Source organism: Arsukibacterium tuosuense (assembly GCF_900215315.1).
GTDB classification, from domain to species: domain Bacteria; phylum Pseudomonadota; class Gammaproteobacteria; order Enterobacterales; family Alteromonadaceae; genus Alishewanella; species Alishewanella tuosuense.
Map to the genome: position 1 here is coordinate 14,495 of NZ_OBEB01000004.1, position 18,752 is coordinate 33,246.

The 18,752-nt window shown below is 51.0% G+C and carries 14 protein-coding genes and 1 pseudogene; 9 read left to right on the plus strand and 6 right to left on the minus strand.

The window, feature by feature from the left end; translation table 11 throughout:
• Positions 1-53: 53 nt before the first annotated feature.
• Positions 54-953: an AraC family transcriptional regulator gene (locus CRO03_RS08955; RefSeq protein ID WP_097111304.1), complete on the minus strand. Its 900-nt coding sequence runs from the start codon at positions 951-953 to the stop codon at positions 54-56.
• A gap of 122 nt (positions 954-1,075) precedes the next feature.
• The gene (locus CRO03_RS08960) at positions 1,076-1,690 is read right to left on the minus strand and encodes a TetR/AcrR family transcriptional regulator (protein WP_097111305.1); all 615 of its coding nucleotides are present in this window, start codon (positions 1,688-1,690) and stop codon (positions 1,076-1,078) included.
• A 412-nt stretch (positions 1,691-2,102) separates the two neighbouring features.
• Between CRO03_RS08960 and CRO03_RS08965 the strand changes: the two genes are divergently transcribed.
• Genes CRO03_RS08965 through CRO03_RS08975 form a run of 3 tightly spaced genes read left to right on the plus strand, consistent with a single transcriptional unit; the run spans position 2,103 to position 7,959 of the window.
• On the plus strand, positions 2,103-3,374 hold the full coding sequence (locus CRO03_RS08965) for an efflux RND transporter periplasmic adaptor subunit (RefSeq protein WP_097111306.1): 1,272 nt from the start codon (positions 2,103-2,105) through the stop codon (positions 3,372-3,374).
• A 6-nt stretch (positions 3,375-3,380) separates the two neighbouring features.
• The gene (locus tag CRO03_RS08970; RefSeq protein WP_170948994.1) at positions 3,381-6,584 is read left to right on the plus strand and encodes an efflux RND transporter permease subunit; all 3,204 of its coding nucleotides are present in this window, start codon (positions 3,381-3,383) and stop codon (positions 6,582-6,584) included.
• Positions 6,577-7,959 (plus strand): efflux transporter outer membrane subunit, encoded by a 1,383-nt coding sequence (locus tag CRO03_RS08975; protein ID WP_097111308.1) that lies wholly within the window; start codon positions 6,577-6,579, stop codon positions 7,957-7,959. Before CRO03_RS08970 ends, CRO03_RS08975 begins: the two co-directional genes overlap by 8 nt.
• Before the next feature lie 188 nt (positions 7,960-8,147).
• Here the strand turns inward: CRO03_RS08975 and CRO03_RS08980 are convergent, their stop codons facing one another.
• Positions 8,148-8,594, minus strand: coding sequence for an SRPBCC family protein (locus CRO03_RS08980; protein ID WP_097111309.1), 447 nt, complete (start codon positions 8,592-8,594; stop codon positions 8,148-8,150).
• A 219-nt stretch (positions 8,595-8,813) separates the two neighbouring features.
• Between CRO03_RS08980 and CRO03_RS08985 the strand changes: the two genes are divergently transcribed.
• On the plus strand, positions 8,814-9,437 hold the full coding sequence (locus CRO03_RS08985) for a LysE family translocator (protein ID WP_097111310.1): 624 nt from the start codon (positions 8,814-8,816) through the stop codon (positions 9,435-9,437).
• Positions 9,438-9,445: 8 nt separating this feature from the next.
• On the opposite strand, the gene CRO03_RS08990 is transcribed toward CRO03_RS08985, so the two are convergent.
• Both CRO03_RS08990 and CRO03_RS08995 read right to left on the minus strand, forming a co-directional pair.
• The gene (locus CRO03_RS08990; protein ID WP_097111311.1) at positions 9,446-10,057 is read right to left on the minus strand and encodes a DUF502 domain-containing protein; all 612 of its coding nucleotides are present in this window, start codon (positions 10,055-10,057) and stop codon (positions 9,446-9,448) included.
• A 129-nt stretch (positions 10,058-10,186) separates the two neighbouring features.
• Positions 10,187-11,260: a DUF2891 domain-containing protein gene (locus CRO03_RS08995; protein WP_097111312.1), complete on the minus strand. Its 1,074-nt coding sequence runs from the start codon at positions 11,258-11,260 to the stop codon at positions 10,187-10,189.
• Between the two features lie 206 nt (positions 11,261-11,466).
• On the opposite strand from CRO03_RS08995, the gene CRO03_RS09000 reads away from it, so the two are divergent.
• The 4 genes and pseudogenes from CRO03_RS09000 to CRO03_RS09015 all read left to right on the plus strand — a co-directional run bounded on the left by CRO03_RS09000 (position 11,467) and on the right by CRO03_RS09015 (position 16,227).
• On the plus strand, positions 11,467-12,627 hold the full coding sequence (locus CRO03_RS09000; RefSeq protein ID WP_097111313.1) for a phage tail sheath family protein: 1,161 nt from the start codon (positions 11,467-11,469) through the stop codon (positions 12,625-12,627).
• A 144-nt stretch (positions 12,628-12,771) separates the two neighbouring features.
• Entirely contained in the window at positions 12,772-14,232 is a 1,461-nt protein-coding gene (locus tag CRO03_RS09005) for an aminoacyl-histidine dipeptidase (protein ID WP_097111314.1), read from the plus strand.
• A 177-nt stretch (positions 14,233-14,409) separates the two neighbouring features.
• Positions 14,410-15,009, plus strand: a pseudogene (locus tag CRO03_RS09010) (alternative oxidase); the annotation flags it as partial.
• Positions 15,010-15,249: 240 nt separating this feature from the next.
• Positions 15,250-16,227, plus strand: a complete 978-nt coding sequence (locus CRO03_RS09015; protein ID WP_170948986.1) for a S1 family peptidase — start codon at positions 15,250-15,252, stop codon at positions 16,225-16,227.
• Between the two features lie 96 nt (positions 16,228-16,323).
• On the opposite strand, the gene CRO03_RS09020 is transcribed toward CRO03_RS09015, so the two are convergent.
• Positions 16,324-16,989 (minus strand): peptidoglycan recognition protein family protein, encoded by a 666-nt coding sequence (locus CRO03_RS09020; protein WP_097111317.1) that lies wholly within the window; start codon positions 16,987-16,989, stop codon positions 16,324-16,326.
• A gap of 341 nt (positions 16,990-17,330) precedes the next feature.
• Here CRO03_RS09020 and CRO03_RS09025 point away from each other — a divergent pair, with 341 nt between their 5' ends.
• Positions 17,331-18,695, plus strand: a complete 1,365-nt coding sequence (locus tag CRO03_RS09025; RefSeq protein WP_097111318.1) for an MBL fold metallo-hydrolase — start codon at positions 17,331-17,333, stop codon at positions 18,693-18,695.
• The last annotated feature ends 57 nt before the right edge of the window (positions 18,696-18,752 follow it).

Sequence of the window (18,752 nt, forward strand, 5' to 3'; positions counted from 1 at the left end):
GCGCTGATCATAAAGCCTTGTGGGGGTTTTAAACAGTAGTTTGGGCAGAAAATTTACAGCGTCTGTCGAAAACGCGCGACATCGGCTTTCGGCGGTGCACCAAATAAGCGGCTGTACTCGCGGCTGAACTGCGACGGGCTTTCATAACCTACTTTATAGCTGGCGGTGGCGGCTTCTAAACCTTCGTACAACATAATACGCCGTGCTTCATTTAGCCGCAGTTGCTTTTGAAACTGCAACGGCGACATTGAGGTTACCGCTTTAAAGCTTTGAAACAAAGCCGACTCACTTAAATGCGCTACATCAGCCAGTTCTTTAATTCGCAGCGGCTGATTATAGCGCTGGCGCAATAATTCTATGACTTTACTGATGCGATTGGCCTGGCTGTCGAGCAGGGTAAACTCCCGTAAATGACCGCCTACCGGGCCAAGCAACAGGCGATACAACAACTCGCGCTTTAACAGCGGCAGCAATACCGCAATATCCTGCGGCTGCCGTATTAGTTGTAATATGCGCTGAAACACCGACAGTAAGGCAGGGTCTGCATCACCAACACTGATCCCGCGCGCAGGCGTTGGCTGGCGTGGCACTTTATCGCCCAGGTCGATCACTAAGTCTGTCAGTTCCTGCAAGTCCAGGTTAATGCTCATCCCAATATAGGGCTCTGCGTTGCTGGCCTTTATTATTTTACCGCTGACCGGCAGCATTACCGGCACCAGCAAGTACTGCAACTGGTTATACAGCAACAGTTCGTCACCCAGCAGCAGTTGCTTGCTACCCTGTAATAACAGACAAAGGGTTGGTTCATAAATAGTGGGGGTAGCAGAGGTTGGGGCATTACAGCGAAACAGTCGTACGCCCGGAATGACGGAATCACTGACACCGGTACTGCTAAGCTCAGTCAGCAGTGGCTGCAGCATTTGCTGACGCAGAAGTTCGCGTTCGTCCGTCATAATGGCCCCCGGGCAACGTTAATTAACGCAGTATAGGCAGCCAGAATGGTTTTGCCTATTACTGTAGCAGTGCTTTGCAGGATCGGGCAATAAGTATGGAGTTTAAGGCAGGCGGCACCGGCTTAACCGGCGCGCGGAAAAGCCAGCAGCGTCATCTCAGCAACCTGACGTAATTGGTCAGCGCTGGCACCATTGTTGGCCTGAATGGCCATTCCCTGCAAAACGGTGCCAAGGTAACGGGCCAGTACTTCAGCATCGACATGTTCCGGTAAGTCACCGGCCTGCTTGGCCTGTTCAAAACGTTGCCGCAGCTTATGCTCACCGTCAACCCGCCGGTTCATTAAGGCCTCTTTAACGGCGGCAGCCGCTTCGCTGCACGATAAAGCGCCCTGGATTATCACGCAACCCTGCGGGTTATTCTTGTCGGCCATGTTCATCGCAGCGCCATACAGCAAGTGTTCTGCCACCTGATACGCCGTGGGTTTTTCCAGCGCCGGGATAAAGAAAGCACAGGGCCGGCTTTCGTACAATTCGATGGCTTTTAAAAACAGCTGCTCTTTATTGCCAAAGGCCGCATATAAGCTGGGTTTATTAATGCCCATGGCTTCGGTTAAATCGGTTAACGAGGTACCGTCGTAGCCTTTGCGCCAGAATACTTCCAGCGCTTTTTCCAGGGCCGCGTCCATATCAAACGCACGTGGCCGGCCAATAGTCGGAGTACAACTTACTGCTGTCATTGTTCAGCTCCTGCCTTAAAAATCGCTTATAGAGTAAACAGCAAAATAGCCCTTGTCCAGCAAGGGTTATATACCTGATAGTACATTTGTAATATTACCCCAGTACACTAATTTTGCCTCTGTTAACCCGTCAGACAGCTAACTCCCGGTCAGCGTTCACTAAATTGTTGCCTCTGCACCAGCAGCGGAGTTTCAGGCAAGAATGCGCCAGCATCCGGCATTAAGTTGCACTAAGGCCTGCATTACACTGTTTGCCAGCCTTAGCACCAAATCATCTGTAATAGAATTAAATTAATTTACCGATCGGTACAGAAATCGATTGACAGTTCTTTACTGTCCTATATATTTACCGAGCGGTACAGATTGAGCAAGCTTATCAGAAAATGTGAGCGACAACACGGAGAACAGTGTCATGAGCACGAAAAACACAGTAAGAACTTTTATGTTAACCAGTATCACGGTTTTAGTGCTGGCGGCTTGTGGCAACCCGGAAGCTGCAGGCCCGGCTCAGGCGCCAGCAGCCCCTGCAGTGAGTGTGGCCGAAGTGGTGTATGAGCGGATCACCGAATGGGATGAATTCACCGGCCGGCTGCAGGCACCACAAACGGTAGCACTAGTTCCACGGGTATCGGGGTATATTGAGCAGGTACATTTTGCAGAGGGTGCCCTGGTTAAAAAAGGTGATTTGCTGCTGCAAATTGACCCACGGCCATTTGCCGCTGAAGTAGCCCGGCTGCAGGCCGAGCTGCAAAGTGCCCAAAGCGCTGCCAGCCAGGCGGTTAGCGAATATCAGCGGGCGGAAAAATTAAGTACAGAGCGCGCTATTTCAGCCGAGTTGCTGGACAGCCGCTTAGCCCGCCAGCAGCAAACCACAGCAACCGTAGCTGCAGTGCAGGCCGCATTACAACGTGCCGAGCTGGAGCTAAGTTATACCACGATTACCGCACCCATCAGCGGCCGGGTGTCTTATGCCATGGTCACTGCCGGTAACTATGTCAATGCCGGCCAGAGCCAGCTAACCCGCCTGGTTTCTACCGATAAAATGTACGCCTACTTCGATGTGGACGAGCAAAGCTACCTGAAATACGCCAGCCTGACAGAATTGGGTCAGCGGGCCGACACCCGCGAGGCCAGCGCTAACCCGGTGTATATGGCACTGGCGAATGACAACAATTATCCGCACTCAGGTCAGATTGACTTTGTCGATAACCAGTTGAATGCCCAAACCGGCACCATCCGTATTCGCGCCAGCTTTAGCAACGTTGACAACAGCCTGCTGCCTGGCTTATTTGCCCGGATCAGAATAGCTGGCAGTGCGTCATATGACGGGATCCTGATTGATGAAAAAGCTATTGGCACTGATCTGAACAACAAGTTTGTGTTGCTGGTAAACAGCGATAATCAGCTGGAATACCGGGCGGTAACCCTGGGTGAAAAAGTCAACGGCCTGCGCATCGTCACAGATGGCCTGGCGGCGAGCGACAAAATTGTTGTTAACGGCCTGCAGCGCGTAATGCCGAATATGCAGATTGAACCGAAACTGGTCGAAATGGCCAGTAGCGAGCAGTTAGCCGGCTTACGCAAAGAGCAACAACTGCTGGATCAAACCAGCACTGCGCTGACGGCTCAGGCAGACAGCGCAGCAGCAACAGTCAACACCGGCAAAACGCCGGGACAGGGTTAAGGAAGCATCATGTTCTCACAATTTTTTATCCGCCGGCCGATATTCGCCGCTGTTATCTCACTGTTGTTTTTTATTACCGGGGCGATAGCAGTATGGCAACTGCCGATTACTGAATACCCTGAAGTGGTGCCACCAACAGTAGTGGTTACCGCAAACTATCCGGGCGCTAACCCGAAAGTCATTGCCGAAACCGTGGCCTCGCCTCTGGAGCAGGAAATTAACGGTGTGGAAGACATGCTGTATATGTCATCTCAGGCTACATCGGATGGCCGGATGACGTTAACCATCACTTTTGCCATCGGCACTGATGTCGACTTGGCGCAAACCCAGGTGCAAAGCCGGGTAGAGCGTGCTAAACCACGCCTGCCGCAGGAAGTGCAGCGCCTTGGCGTGGTTACCGAGAAATCATCACCGGATCTCACCATGGTGGTGCATTTAACCTCTCCGGACGAACGCTACGACATGCTGTATTTGTCAAATTATGCGGCGCTGAACGTCAAAGATGAACTGGCGCGGGTAGAAGGCGTGGGTGCGGTGCGTTTATTCGGTGCCGGCGACTACAGTATGCGGGTCTGGCTTGACCCTGAAAAAGTGGCGGCGCTGGGCTTATCGCCGGCGCAGATTACTGCGGCCATACGCGAGCAGAACCAGCAGGCGGCGGCCGGCAGTTTAGGCGCCCAGCCCAGCGGTGATGCTGAGTTTCAGCTGCTGATCAACGTTAAAGGCCGCCTGGCCGCGGTAGAAGAGTTTGAGAACATTATTATTAAGGTCGGGGCAAATGGTGAAATCAGCCGGCTGAAAGATGTCGCCAGGCTGGAACTGGGCGCCTCATCTTATGCCTTGCGTTCGTTGCTGAATAACAAAGATGCGGTTGCCCTGCCCATATTTCAGGCATCTGGCTCTAATGCTATTCAGATTTCTGACGATGTGCGGGCTAAAATGGCCGAGTTGTCGAAAAGCTTTCCGGACGGTTTGGCGTACGACATTGTGTATGACCCGACAGTGTTTGTGCGCGGCTCAATTGAAGCAGTAGTAAAAACCCTGCTGGAAGCCGTGTTGCTGGTGGTGCTGGTGGTAGTGCTATTTTTACAAACCTGGCGCGCTTCTATTATTCCGTTGGTGGCGGTGCCGGTGTCACTGGTTGGTACCTTTGCCTTTATGCATCTGCTGGGTTTTTCATTAAATGCCCTGTCGCTGTTTGGTCTGGTCTTGGCCATCGGTATCGTGGTTGATGACGCCATCGTCGTAGTGGAAAACGTTGAGCGTAATATCAGTGAGGGTTTATCACCGATAGCGGCAACCCAAAAAGCGATGAAAGAAGTGACCGGGCCAATAGTAGCCACTACTCTGGTGCTGGCTGCAGTGTTTATTCCTACCGCTTTTATGTCGGGCTTAACCGGCCAGTTTTATAAGCAATTTGCCTTAACCATTACTATTTCAACCTTTATCTCGGCGATTAACTCGTTAACGCTAAGCCCGGCGCTGTCGGCATTGCTGTTGAAAGGCCATGGCGAGAAAAAAGACGCGTTAACCAGTGGTATGGACAAGTTATTTGGCGGCTGGTTGTTCAACCCTTTTAACCGCTTTTTTGCCAGGTTATCCAGAGGTTACGGCTGGTTAATCAAAAAAGTGATCCGCTTTGGTGCCATTGTTGGTGTGATGTATGTGGTACTGGTGGGCTTAACCGGTTTGCAATTTGCCAGTACACCTACCGGTTATGTACCGGGCCAGGATAAGCAGTATTTAGTTGCTTTTGCCCAGTTACCGGATGCCGCTTCACTGGAGCGCACCGACGCAGTAATTAAAGACATGTCGCGCATTGCGCTGGAATACCCCGGTGTGGCTAACGCTATCGCTTTCCCTGGTTTGAGTATCAACGGTTTTACCAATAGTCCAAACTCCGGCATCGTATTTGTGGGGCTGGACGCGTTCGATGAGCGTGATAGCGCAGAGTTGTCTGGCAATGCCATAGCCGCGGCGTTAAACCAGCAGTTTGCCGGAATTGAAGATGCTTTTATTGCTATCTTCCCGCCGCCACCGGTACAGGGCCTGGGAACTATTGGTGGCTTCAGGCTGCAAATTCAGGACCGTGCCAACCACGGTTATGAAGAACTGTACAAGGTTACCATGCAGGTAATGCAAAAAGCCTGGGCAACCCCAGAGCTGGCCGGGGTGTTTTCCGGTTATCAGGTGAACGTGCCGCAGCTTGATCTGGATATCGATCGCACCAAAGCCAAGCAACAGGGTGTTGACATGGGAGAGGTGTTCCAAACGCTGCAAGCTTATATGGGCTCGGTGTATGTGAATGACTTCAACCAGTTTGGCCGTACCTATCAGGTGAATATGCAGGCCGACGAGCAGTTCCGCCAGACACCGGAGCAAATTGCCCAGTTAAAGGTGCGTAACATCCAAGGTGAAATGATCCCACTGGGCTCCTTTATCAACGTGACCAATACCGCAGGGCCAGACCGGGTAATGCATTACAACGGCTTTACCACTGCCGAAATCAACGGTGGCCCGGCGCCAGGTTATAGTACCGGCGAAGCACAGGCGGCGATTGAGCAGATCCTGGCGGAAACTTTGCCAAACGGGATGACCTACGAGTGGACAGAGTTAACCTACCAGCAAATTCTGGCCGGTAACGCCGGGATGTTTATCTACCCGCTGGTTATTTTGCTGGTGTTTATGGTGTTGGCAGCCCAGTACGAAAGCTTAAGTTTACCGCTGGCAATTATCCTGATCATTCCGATGACGTTGCTATCGGCACTGAGTGGCGTCCTGATTTACGGTGGTGACAATAATATCTTCACCCAGATTGGCTTAATAGTGCTGGTGGGGCTGGCGACCAAAAACGCCATCTTAATTGTCGAGTTTGCCAAAGAACTGCAAGACCACGGCATGAGCGCAATGGAAGCTATTCTGGAAGCTGGCCGGCTGCGTTTACGGCCAATCTTAATGACCTCTATCGCCTTTATTATGGGGGTAGTGCCAATGGTGTTCTCCAGCGGCGCCGGTGCTGAAATGCGCCAGGCCATGGGCGTGGCGGTGTTCTCCGGCATGATAGGGGTAACTATTTTCGGCTTAATTTTAACCCCGCTGTTTTATTACATGCTGGCCAAACGCGGTGACGAAAAAGTCCGTGGCGAGAAAAAAGCGCTGCAACCGGCAACAACAGCGGTAACAGATGCTGTGGAGGCAACTCATGCGTAATAGTTTAAAACTGTCGGCTATTGCCGTGCTGCTGGCATCATTAAGTGCCTGTGCGGTGGGGCCGGATTACCAAACCCCGGCAAAAGTGGCCGATATCAGCTTTACCAGCCCGTATCAGCAGGCTGATCAGGTGCAAAGCTGGTGGCAGGCGTTTGACGATAAAGCGCTGAACCAGCTGATTAGCCGCGCACTGGCAGAAAACCGCACCCTGGCCCAGGCCAGAGCTAACGTCGACCGCGCCTATGCGGTGTTTCGTGATGCCAATAACGACTTTCTGCCGAAAGGTAGCCTGGATGCCGGCTATCAGGCCAGTGAAAATGCAACGCTGGCAGAAAACGATAATGGCGTAATAATCCGCGGTTATAGCGCGGGTGCCAGCTTGAGCTGGGACCTGGATTTATTTGGAAAGTTGCGCCGCGCCACAGAAGCTGCTGCAGCCCAGGCCCAGCAAGCCGATATTTTATGGCACGATGCCCAGGTGCAACTGATTAGCCAGGTCGCCACCAGTTATGGTGAATACCGTGGCGCCCAGCTGCGTTTAGTAGTAGCCGAGCAAAACCTGCAGAATTTGCAGCAAAGCCGGGCCATCGTCATGGCCAGAATGGAGGCGGGAATGGCTTCCGAGCTGGAGCTGACGCAGATAGATGTGCAGTTGCACCAGGTGCAGGCAGCAGTACCGGCTTACCGGGTTGCACTGCTGACAGCCGATGCCACCTTGTCAGCCTTACTGGCACAACGGCCGGGCAGGTTAAGCCTGGGGGCAGTGCCGCATTTGCCAGAGTTAACAAAACCAGTAGCCGTCGTGGCAGGTGAAAACTATCTGCGCTATCGCGCTGACGTGGCCAGTGCCGAGCGCGTACTGGCTGCCCGCACTGCTGAAATTGGCGTAGCTACGGCCGACTTATACCCTAACTTGTCGGTACGTGGTTTTCTGGGCTTTTTATCCGGTCCGGGCCTGGCCCTGAACAGCGACAGCCAAAGCTGGTCGGTTGCACCAACCCTAAGCTGGCAGGCGGCCGATTTAGGCTCGGTAAAAGCGCGAATCCGCCAGGCCGAGGCTAGCTCACAAATGGCGCTGGCTCAGTTTGAGCAGCAGGTGTTTAATGCCATTAACGAAATGCAGTTAGCGCTGAACAGCTATAACCTAAGTCGTGAACAACAACTGAGCACCGAGTTGCAGTGGCAGGCCAGCAAAAAGGCGATGAATATTGCCCGCCAGCGCTACAACGCTGGTAGTGGTGAGTTTCTGGCCCTGCTGGACGCCGAGCGCGAACTGCTCAGAAGCCGTGACCAGCTGGCGCAACTGCAACAGCAAAGCTTTATCCGGCTGGTTGGCATTTACCGCAGTTTTGGCGGCGGTATTCAGTTGATTTAACGGTAGTTTAGATATAAAGCCCGATTGATTTGCGATGCTAATCATCCAAGCATGATCGGTTTGCTCTAAATCAACCGTTGGAGGCCATGGAGGGCCGGAATCGAGCCTCAGGGATGATTCATGGCGTGTTGATGTGAGCAAACTGCGTCATGCGGGCGGCTACACTAATGAAAGTCAGGCGATCAAGCCTAATCCGGTATCTCCGGCTCGGTTAACAACGCAAGTAGCTGCAGCGATTCCTGCCAGCCGGCGTAACAAAACTCTACCGGTATCGCTTCGGGCACACCCGTTTGCTCAATCTTAAGTTCAGTGCCGCAAATAACCGGCTTTAAGCGAATAGTTACCTGCATTTGCCCTGGCAGGTTGGGGTCGTCAAACTGATCGTTCAGCCGAATAAGTTCATTTGGCTTTAATTCCAGAAAAGTACCAGCAAAGCTATGGCTTTTGCCGGTACTAAAGTTGGTAAACGCCATTTTATAACCGCCACCTTCCCACGCATCCATGCTATGCACTTTGCAGGTATAACCGTGCGGCGGGTACCACTTTACCAGCGCCTCCGGCTCTAAAAAGGCGCGGTACACCCGCTCTGGCGTGGCTTTTATTACCCGGTGCAATGTTACGGTATTGCCTGACATAACGAATCTCCTGTATTAAGCGCGGCCAGCAAAGGCCGCAGTAAATTGCTGTATCACAGCTTAGTCGAAACAGCGGGGGAGGATTCGACAGTTAAGAAGAGATTTGTTTATTAAAGGTTTGTGTATGGCTGCGGTTATCATACTAAAAAGCCCGCTCAAAGGTATTGCGGGCATTTATACAACCAGCCAGAATAGCGCCAGTTTGCAGTTGAGGTTGCTATGGTTAATCTGGCCCTGATGGGTGCTTTTATTCCGACGTTTTTATTTGTCTCTGTTACTCCTGGCATGTGCATGACGCTGGCGATGACGCTGGGCATGAGCCAGGGCGTGCGTCGCACGTTGTGGATGATGTGGGGCGAAATGCTGGGGGTGGCACTGGTAGCCATGCTGGCCGTGCTGGGTGTGGCGGCGATTATGCTGCAGTTTCCCACAGTTTTTCAGTGGTTTAAAATTGTTGGTGCCTGTTATCTTGCTTATATTGGCCTGCAAATGTGGCGCGCTAAAGGCAAGCTGGCGATACCGGCTGCGGGGTTGCTGCCACAGCTGCTGCCAAGGCGCACGCTGTTTAGCCAGGGTTTTATTACTGCAGTATCTAACCCGAAAGGCTGGGCTTTTCATATGGCGCTGTTACCGCCTTTTATTGATACCCAGCTGGCGTTCTGGCCGCAGCTGGTTATTCTGATCAGCATTATTGTGCTGTTTGAGTTTCTGTCGATGCTGCTGTATGCCAGTGGTGGTAAGGCGCTGGCGCTGTTTTTAACCCGTTCTAACCGGGTACAGTACTTAAACCGGATTGGCGCCAGCTTGATGTTTGGCGTAGCGCTATGGATGGTGTTAGGGTAATTAAACTATTATTCCCAGCCTTTACCCGGTGCTTTGGCGCTGCCCAGGCCACCGCTTAGTACCAGTTGTAAAGCCTCGGCCGGTTTCATATCAATGTTGCGGGTGCAGCTGCGCGGGATGATAATAGTATAGCCGCCGACGTTGTAGGCCATGGGGATAAACACCGCCAGTTGATCTTGCTGCATTAATGCTGACATCCGATCAGTTGGCTGGCCGCCGTACTTGGTGACAATACCAATCAGCTCAATTTCGGATGATGGCAGTTTCACCATGACCACTGAACCGTCGGTGAAGTTTTTGCCTGACATCAGGTCAATAATGTCCTGCAGCATGCCATACACCTGTTTGGTGCCGGGCAGTTTCATTAAAATCTTGCCGGGTAATTGCCAGAACCAGTTAAAGTTAGGCCAGCGGGAACTGTAGCCGACAGCGATACAGACCAGTAAAAAGCTTAATATTGCCATGCCGGGCAGGTACCACCGCTCAGGCAACACCAGCTGCAGCACCGGATTTAATACGGTTTCCACCGTATGCAGCAGCCAGCGGATTAATTCCAGGGTAATAACCAGTGGCAGGATAATAACCAGGCCTTTCAGTAAACTTTTAATAATGATTTTCATGGGGCTCTTACACAGGGCAGCTTAGCGGACGGGCGCTAGCATAGCAGTTAAGTAAACGACTAAGCCAGCGCCGGTACAATGATTCTGCGGTACAATTTGCTCTTAAACTTGGTCTTAACCCATTGCGGGTTACGGCTTTGCCAAGTTGGCGCTGTTTAAGGCATGAATAGCAAAGCTGCCCAGCCAGTGACCGCCCTCGTAGCTGTCACCAATAAGGTTAGGGTACGAGTAAGCCATGTGTTGATCAGCGACTTTGCGCAGGTGCGCATATTGTGGATACTGGTTAGCCAGCGCATATAAATTCCAGGCCCGGCTGAAATTTAACCCATCCAGATGAACCAGCTTACCGTCGGTTCTGTCGCTTACTTTACCGGGAGCTAACTGATAGTCAGGCTCTGCCAGCTGGGGCATAAAGCGGTTTAGCCAGGTTAAAAACTGCTCTGCGGGTAAAATACGCTGCATCAGGCCAATTTCCTCCAGGCACGGCGAGATAAAGTCATAGCCGCTGGGCTCCCAGGCTATCGGGCAGTTGCTGTCCTGTAAGTAATATTCTGTGGCGCGCTGGCTTATCAGTTGCTGCAGCTCAGGTAACTGCTGGTTGACGGCATAGTCATATGCGAAGCTCAGGCCAAAAGCGGTGTTAGTGTGCTCGCCCACCCGCACCGGGTAAAGCAGTCTTGGCAAAAAATTCTGATACCGCGCGACGATAACATCGACCAGCGGTTGCAGGTTAGCTGCCAGCTGTTTTGCCATCGGATCCTGCCATAACTGCAATTCGTCAGACAGCTTAAGCAGCCAGGCCCAGCCATAGGTGCGCTCAAAAGAGGCATTAATGTCTTTACTGAAAAAAGCGGCTTCCTGCGCCACATTTTCCGCGGTTAAATTGCGCAGCAGAATCGCTTTGGCTTCTTCGGCCTGGGCCATTTGCGGAAACTGTCGCAACAAAGTAACCAGAGACCAGTAACCATGCACCGCGCTGTGCCAGTCGAAGCAGCCATAAAAAACCGGGTGTAGCTTCGAGGGTTCTTGCAAATCGGCCGCGCTGGCCAGCACCACGCCGGTTTTGTAGGGGTAGGGGGTTTCGACACAATGCAGCGGCAGGCTTAGTAATTTATCAGCTTCAGTCAGGTTAAGTTGCTGAGGCTGACTACTAACGCTAACGGATGCAAATAATAAAGTGCTAAAAATGATTTTCATTTTCATGATGTTACCTTTGTGCTGGCGTCATATGCCACGCTGGCTAAACAAAACTATACCAGCAGATTATCGCACTTCAGGGTAACTGTCTTGGTATTAGGTGAACAGAGCCAACCCTGAAGCCAAAAGCGGAGTTTTAATACTATTGATATGGTAATCACTAATATTACTGACTACTTTTAATTGGGTGCAACATTGCAAGGGGACAGCTCATGGCCAACTATTTACAGCCCGGTGTTTATGTAAATGAAACTCCGGTTGTTGTTAAGTCGGTAACCGCAGCAGCGACCACCAGGGTTGCGTTTATTGGCAGCGCTGATTCGGGCCCGCTGGCTAAGCCAGTGCTTATTGCCAGCTTTGCTGATTATCAGCAGCAATTCCAGGACCCTGAGCAAGACGCTGCGACCATCCCGGATCCGATGACGCAGGCTGTAATGGCTTTTTTTGGTAACGGCGGCAAAAGTGCCTATATCTGTCGCGTAACAGATAACAATTATCAGGCGTTTTACCAGGATGTATTATGTAATTACCGGGATTTCAGTCTGATAGTGCTGCCAGGCCAGTACTGGGGAAACACGACAAGTAAGGCGGCGATAATGGCTACGCTGACATTTTGTCAGCAGGTGCGCCATTGTATGGTGTTACTGGATATGGCGCCCGGCCAGCAACTGCACAGCAAAGCCAGTGTCAACGCAACCAAGCTGCCAACGTCCAGCTATGCCGCTGTGTATTACCCCTGGTTAATGATGGCTAATCCGCTACATCATGCCACTACCAACCCGGCCGCACCCAAAACATTGCTGATCGCACCATCGGCGGTGGCGGCGGCAGTTTTTGTCAAAACGGATAATAAATATGGTGTATGGAAGGCGCCGGCAGGAGTCTCTGCTAAGATCGCCGGCGTAAGCGGCCTCGAGTTTAATGTTGATGATGATAGTCAGCAGCAGTTAAATCCACTTGGCATAAATTGCATCCGCACCCTGCCCAGATTAGGCACGGTGGTGTGGGGTGCCCGGACCCTGGCCAGCCAGACTGACCCGGAGTGGCGTTATATTTCAGTAAGACGCACCGCCATTTTTCTGGAGCAAAGCATTATTCAAAGCTTGCAGTGGGCCGTATTTGAACCCAATGATCGACCGCTGTGGCAAACGGTCCGTCTTAATATCAGTAATTTCCTGGTAACCCTGTTTCGGGCGGGTGCGATGCAGGGAACCACGCAAAAGGAAGCTTTTTTTGTCCGCTGCGGCTTGCATGAAACCATGAACCAACAGGATCTTGACCAGCAGCAACTGGTTATTGAGCTCGGCTTTGCGCCGGTTAAACCGGCGGAGTTTGTTGTGCTGAGAATCATTTATAAACTGAACCCGCCGTAAAACGCTGGCAGCACATCTTTACAGTATATTTTACAATGCAGCGGGGCTCTGTCGGCACTGGCCCGGGTAGTCCTCAACTCCACAGGTAGCTTATGTTAAACTGACGCAAATTTCGCATAGTTAACCCTTTTTCAGGAGTTTTTCGTGGCTGCATTAAGCGCTTTATATCCGCAACCATTATGGCAATGGTTTGAACAGATTTGTGCCATTCCTCACCCATCGAAACATGAACAGGCATTAAGCCAGCATATTCAGAACTGGGCGCGCAAGCTGGGCCTGAATGTGGTGGAAGATAAGGTAGGCAACCTTATTATTAAAAAGCCTGCTACAGCGGGTATGGAAAACCGCAAGCCAGTGGTTATTCAGGCCCATTTAGATATGGTGCCGCAGAAAAATGCCGACAAAGTTCACGACTTCACTAAAGATCCTATTGAGGCCTATGTTGACGGTGACTGGGTAACCGCTAATGGCACTACCCTGGGTGCCGATAACGGCATTGGTATGGCATCCGCCCTGGCAATACTAGGTAGCAGTGAGATAAAACACGGGCCGTTAGAAGTGTTGTTAACCATTGATGAAGAGGCCGGCATGACCGGTGCCTTTGGCCTGCAGCCCGGCGTGTTGCAAGCTGAGATCCTGATCAACACTGACTCTGAGCAGGAAGGTGAAATTTATATGGGCTGTGCCGGCGGGGTGGATGCTGAATTCAGCGTGCCGGTAAGCTGGCAGAGTGTACCGGCAGGCAGTCAGGCCGTTACCCTCAGTTTAAGTGGTTTAAAAGGCGGCCACTCCGGGGTCAATATTCATTTAGGTCGTGGCAATGCCAATAAGCTGCTGGCCCGTTTTCTGGTGGCTGAAGCACAAGAGCTGGAACTGCAGCTAAGCTCGATATCCGGCGGCTCGCTGCGAAATGCTATTCCGCGCGAGGCTGCAGTCAGCCTGTGTTTGCCTGCCGCTAAACTGGATTTACTGCAGCAGAAAATCAGCCGGTTTCAGCAGTTAGTGCAACAGGAACTGGCGGCAGTTGAGCCGGCTATTAAACTTAGCCTGAGCCAAACCAGCCTGCCAGAGCAGGTGATGACGCCCGCCAGCCAGCGGAAGCTGTTAAATTTACTGCACGCATGCCCGAACGACGTGATGAGGATGAGCGACGAAATTCCGGGGGTTACCGAAACCTCATTGAATATGGGCGTGATTAATACCTCGGATAATCAGGTGCAGGTATTGTGTTTAATCCGCTCGTTAATTGATTCAGGCCGTGAGCATGTTGAAACCATGCTGGCCTCGCTGGCAGAGCTGGCAGGGGCTGAAGTCAGTTTCAGTGGTGCCTATCCGGGCTGGAAGCCAGACCCCAGCTCACCGGTGATGAAAATCGTTAACGATACCTATCAGGATATTTACCAGAAACAACCGGTCATTATGGTTATCCACGCTGGTTTAGAGTGCGGTTTGTTTAAAAAGCCCTACCCGGAAATGGATATGGTGTCGATTGGCCCGACTATTCGCTACCCACATGGCCCTGATGAAATGGTTAATATTGAAACGGTTGGCCAGTACTGGCAATTGCTGCTGGCTGTACTGGAACGGATCCCCGCCAGGAGCTGAAGCCGCTAACCTATACTATCTCGTGGCAGAGTCTGGCTATTAGCCGATGGCAAATGGTCAGACTCAGCAAGGGTTAAGCTGAAAGCCAACATACTGCGCTAATTCTGTTAAACCGGGGAGTGATTAACGTCAGCACCTGCCGACAACACGCACAATACAGACACTACAGATGATCCATTAGCCCGCCATCATACACCCGCCAATATATCTGATCGCATTGCTTTTCGCCTGACTAAAATGCTGCGTTTTTGCGCTGATACCTTTTTTGCCAAACGCTATGGCCACCGCGCGGTTATTCTGGAAACGGTAGCCGGGGTGCCGGGTATGGTCGCGGGTATGCTACGCCATATGCGCAGTTTGCGAAGAATGGAAGACGACCACGGCTGGATCCGCACTTTACTGGATGAAGCCGAAAATGAACGGATGCACCTGATGACCTTTATCGAAATTGCCAAACCAAACTGGTTTGAGCGGTTTCTTATTCTGCTGGCCCAGGGGATGTTTTTCAGCGGCTTTTTGCTGCTGTACATTATTTCGGCGAAAACGGCTCACCGGTTAGTCGGCTACTTTGAAGAAGAAGCGGTGTACAGTTATAGCTGCTACCTGGAAGAAGTAGACAATGGTGCCATTGAAAATATACCGGCGCCACAAGTGGCAATTGATTACTGGGATTTGGCAGCCGATGCCCGCTTACGTGATGTGATTATTGCGGTGCGGGCTGATGAAGCTAACCATCGCGACGTAAACCACGATTTTGCTAACCAGCTGGCAGGATAGTGCAGGTCTCATCTTCTACCGCAACCAGCGAAGCGCTAGCGAGAGTAGATTATTCATCGTGAGTAATTTTTTACATTTGTCCTATCATTTTTGTCGGGTTATTTTACACCACTCTTATCGTTAACTATTAAATTATTGATTTTATTTGATATTTTATGGTGGTCCGTTTTTTGCTTTACCGACCCCGCAAAATGTAACTTAATGTAATTTTTTCTAAAAATGAACCGAGAGATAATAAAAATGAAAAAACAAGTAGTGCTCGCGTCCATGCTCGCCTTATTGTCTGCAGATGCTATGGCTGGTGTAATTCGTGACGATATTAGTGATATAGCTTACCGGCAGCTTTCTTACAACCAACAGTTTGACAGTGTAGGCGCAATTTTATTTGATACAGCTGCAGGAGGTTACATTTGTAGCGGCACGGTAGTAGCCAGTAATTGGGTGCTAACTGCAGGCCACTGTGTGGATGAAGCAATAAATATGACATTCTTGCTGCCACAATTTAATGAAGAGAGAACGACACTTTTAGGCCACGTTGCGCACACTGCTACAGATTGGACGGCACATGAAAACTGGACCGGCGCCAATTTATGGAGCGGTTGGGATATCGGGTTAATGTATTTTGATAACCCATTTAATGTCACTCCTGCAAATTTGTATAGCGGAGACAGCGAGACGGGCGCCGTCACTACCCATGTCGGTTACGGCGCGACAGGTAACGGATTAACAGGCGTAACCGCAGGCGCAGGTACCAGACGAGCTGGCCAGAATGTAGTTGATGGCCTGTATTCTGATGCCGGAACTGGTCAGCAAATTCTTGTTTCGGATTTTGATCATCGTGATGAAACAGCTCTGAATACTGACTTCGGCATGACTCACAATGATTTTGTTAATTATGCATATAGTGTATTGGGGTTTGGCCTGACATCGGACAATGGGGCTCTTGATTTAGAGTACGGTATTGCCGGTGGAGACTCGGGTGGTGCCGCTTTCATCGAGCAAAGCGGAGAGTGGTTGCTGGCTGGAGTGCATTCTTTTGGTAGTGGCTTGTACCGGGCGCCTACCAGTCGCTACGGTGAAATTTATGGTTCCGTGCGGGTTAGCGATCACTATGACTGGATCCAATCATATACTGCTATGGCAGTGCCAAATCCGGCGACGCTGGCACTATTTGGCTTCGGGCTAACCATGTTATGGGCACGTCGCCGCCGCCGTTAACATAAATTTCTGCTTAAATTGTTTATTGAAAAAACCACCTTTTAAGGTGGTTTTTTTTAGCGTAGTGTTCTTGCAAACTATAGCTGTATGCAATTATCAGGGCAGCGGTTTAAGCGACAAACTGCTTAATTGGCTGCGCAGCCGGTTCATAAAAGCAATATCCGGGTCATTCTTTTCGGTAAAATAATTGGCATCGGTTTCCTTCCACCAACTGGTATCCCTGAATCGGTGGTATTCGCTATGGCCCAGCACATATTCTATCGGATACTTATTTGCTAAGTAGCTGATAAGTTTGGTATTGGCCTCCAGCTGCGCTTCAGTCATCGGCAGGCTGTCACCATCGGCAATATTTTCAATACCAATGGCGGTGTAGTTCAAGCCAATGGTGTGCCGTGCCATGGTGTTTTCGGGCATCAGTTGGTAAATAGTGCCATCCCGGTCAATGACAAACTGGCTGGAGACATTTAAATCGCCGCCGGCCCGAATCCCATCGCGTGCAGCTGGCAACTCTGGCGGGTTAAAGACCTCGAAGGTTTTTTCGAAAGTGGGGATCACCGTCCAGTGTACCACCACCATCCGCGGTTCAATGGTGGGTTCTTTCTGAACCATGCCGTAACGCTCCTGCATATATTGCAGGGTCAGCGCTTTGCGCTTCTCATCAAAAATAATTGGTTTTTGAATAATCACCAGATCGTCTGGCACAGTGTCGGCAGCAGATAGCGGTGACAGCAAACCAAGCAGACAGAGCAGTAGTTTTTTCATAGTTATTCCTTATCCGTCAGGACCCTTCAGAGTAATGACTGTAAAGCTGATTCCTGGCGTAACACGGCAGGTGTGGTCTTTGCTAAAGAGTAACATTGTTCCCGGCAATGTAAATATTACCTTTAGCAGACAAACGGACTGCTGCTTATTACTTCGCAACGTTCTCCCAATATCTTATAACCGGAAGGAATGCGGCTAACTAATGGCAATTTTTCAGTTAGTTAGTGACTTTTCCACTGAGCGTGACACTTCTGGAAGGGTAGCACAGTCAATGGGTATTAATTATGCATCAGACAGCTATAAGCAGATCGGCTATAAACTTGAATAAGGAGACAACGACAATGAAGCTTCGACGCATTGAAACTCCCGGTATTGCCCATTATGCCTGGCTGCTGGCCGACGGCGAGCAGGCGATGTTAGTGGACCCCAGCCGGCATGTGCAGAAATATCTGGACACAGCCCGGGAGATGGCAACCCGGATTACCCATATTGTTGAGACCCACCGTCATGAAGACTTTGTCATGGGTGCGGCATGGTTAGCAAGGCGCAGCGGCGCCAGAATTTACAACGGCAACCATGAAACCTTCGGTCATGGCGATTGCCGGCTTGAGGACGGCGATACGTTTTACGTGGGTAACTTGTTAATACGGGCGTTTCATACGCCTGGTCATACCCCGGAAAGTATGTGTTACGCCGTTTATAAAGATGACGATGCTGAGGTAGCCTGGGCGATATTCACCGGAGATACCTTATTTTTCGGTGATACCGGCCGTTCCGATTTACCGGATGAAGACAGCGCGGTGGAAAATGCCGGCTGTATTTATGATGCAGTGCACAACAAGCTGGCTGGCCTGGGCGATACCGCATTAGTATTGCCTGCCCATGGGCCAGGATCAGTATGCGGTAGCGGTATGGCAGAGCGTTCGTGGTCGACCATTGGCGATGAAAAAACCTACAATGATGTTTTTACGCTATCGCGGGAAGCGTTTGCCCAAAAGAAAGGCGGCGAACGACTGCCACGGCCCCCTTACTTCCGGCATATGGAGAAGGTTAATCTGCAAGGTGGCTTGCCACCAAAGCTGCGGGATGGTGATGTAGGTTTGGTTAATGTAGCTGATTTTGCGCAAGGTGGAGAAAACCAGCATGTTTACGACACCCGTTTGCCGGAAGCCTTCGCCGGTGGCCACATTCCGGACAGTTACAGTATCTGGCTTGGCGGCCTACCAGTATTTGGTGGCTGGGTTGGTGATGCCAACAGCCCTGTTTACCTGGTAACAGATCGTAATGATGATCTAGACCCTGCTGTCCGTCATTTAAGCAATATTGGCCAGGATAATGTACGTGGTGCCTTAGCCGGTGGGTTTGAAAGCTGGCGGGACGCCGGGCGCGACGTGGAGCATAGTGGCGTGATTACTCCAGGGGTATTACATAACATGGATAACAAGCTGCAAGTGCTGGATGTGCGTGAGATTGACGAGTTTGACAGTGGGCATATACCCGGTGCGGTACATTGTTACGTCGGCTATCTGGCTGATAAACTCAGTGAGTTACCTTTAGACAAAGCTAAGCCTGTGGTCGTTACCTGTGGGGTAGGACATCGGGCCGGCCTGGGTGTCAGTATTCTGCTACGAGCCGGTTTTCAGGATGTGAGCAATTTATTAGGTGGCATGAAAGCCTGGCAAGCGCTCGATTTACCTGTTGAATAAACGAGTATAGTTGGTTAAAGGCTGCAAAAGGTATAGTGTACAAAGAGTTGACAACAA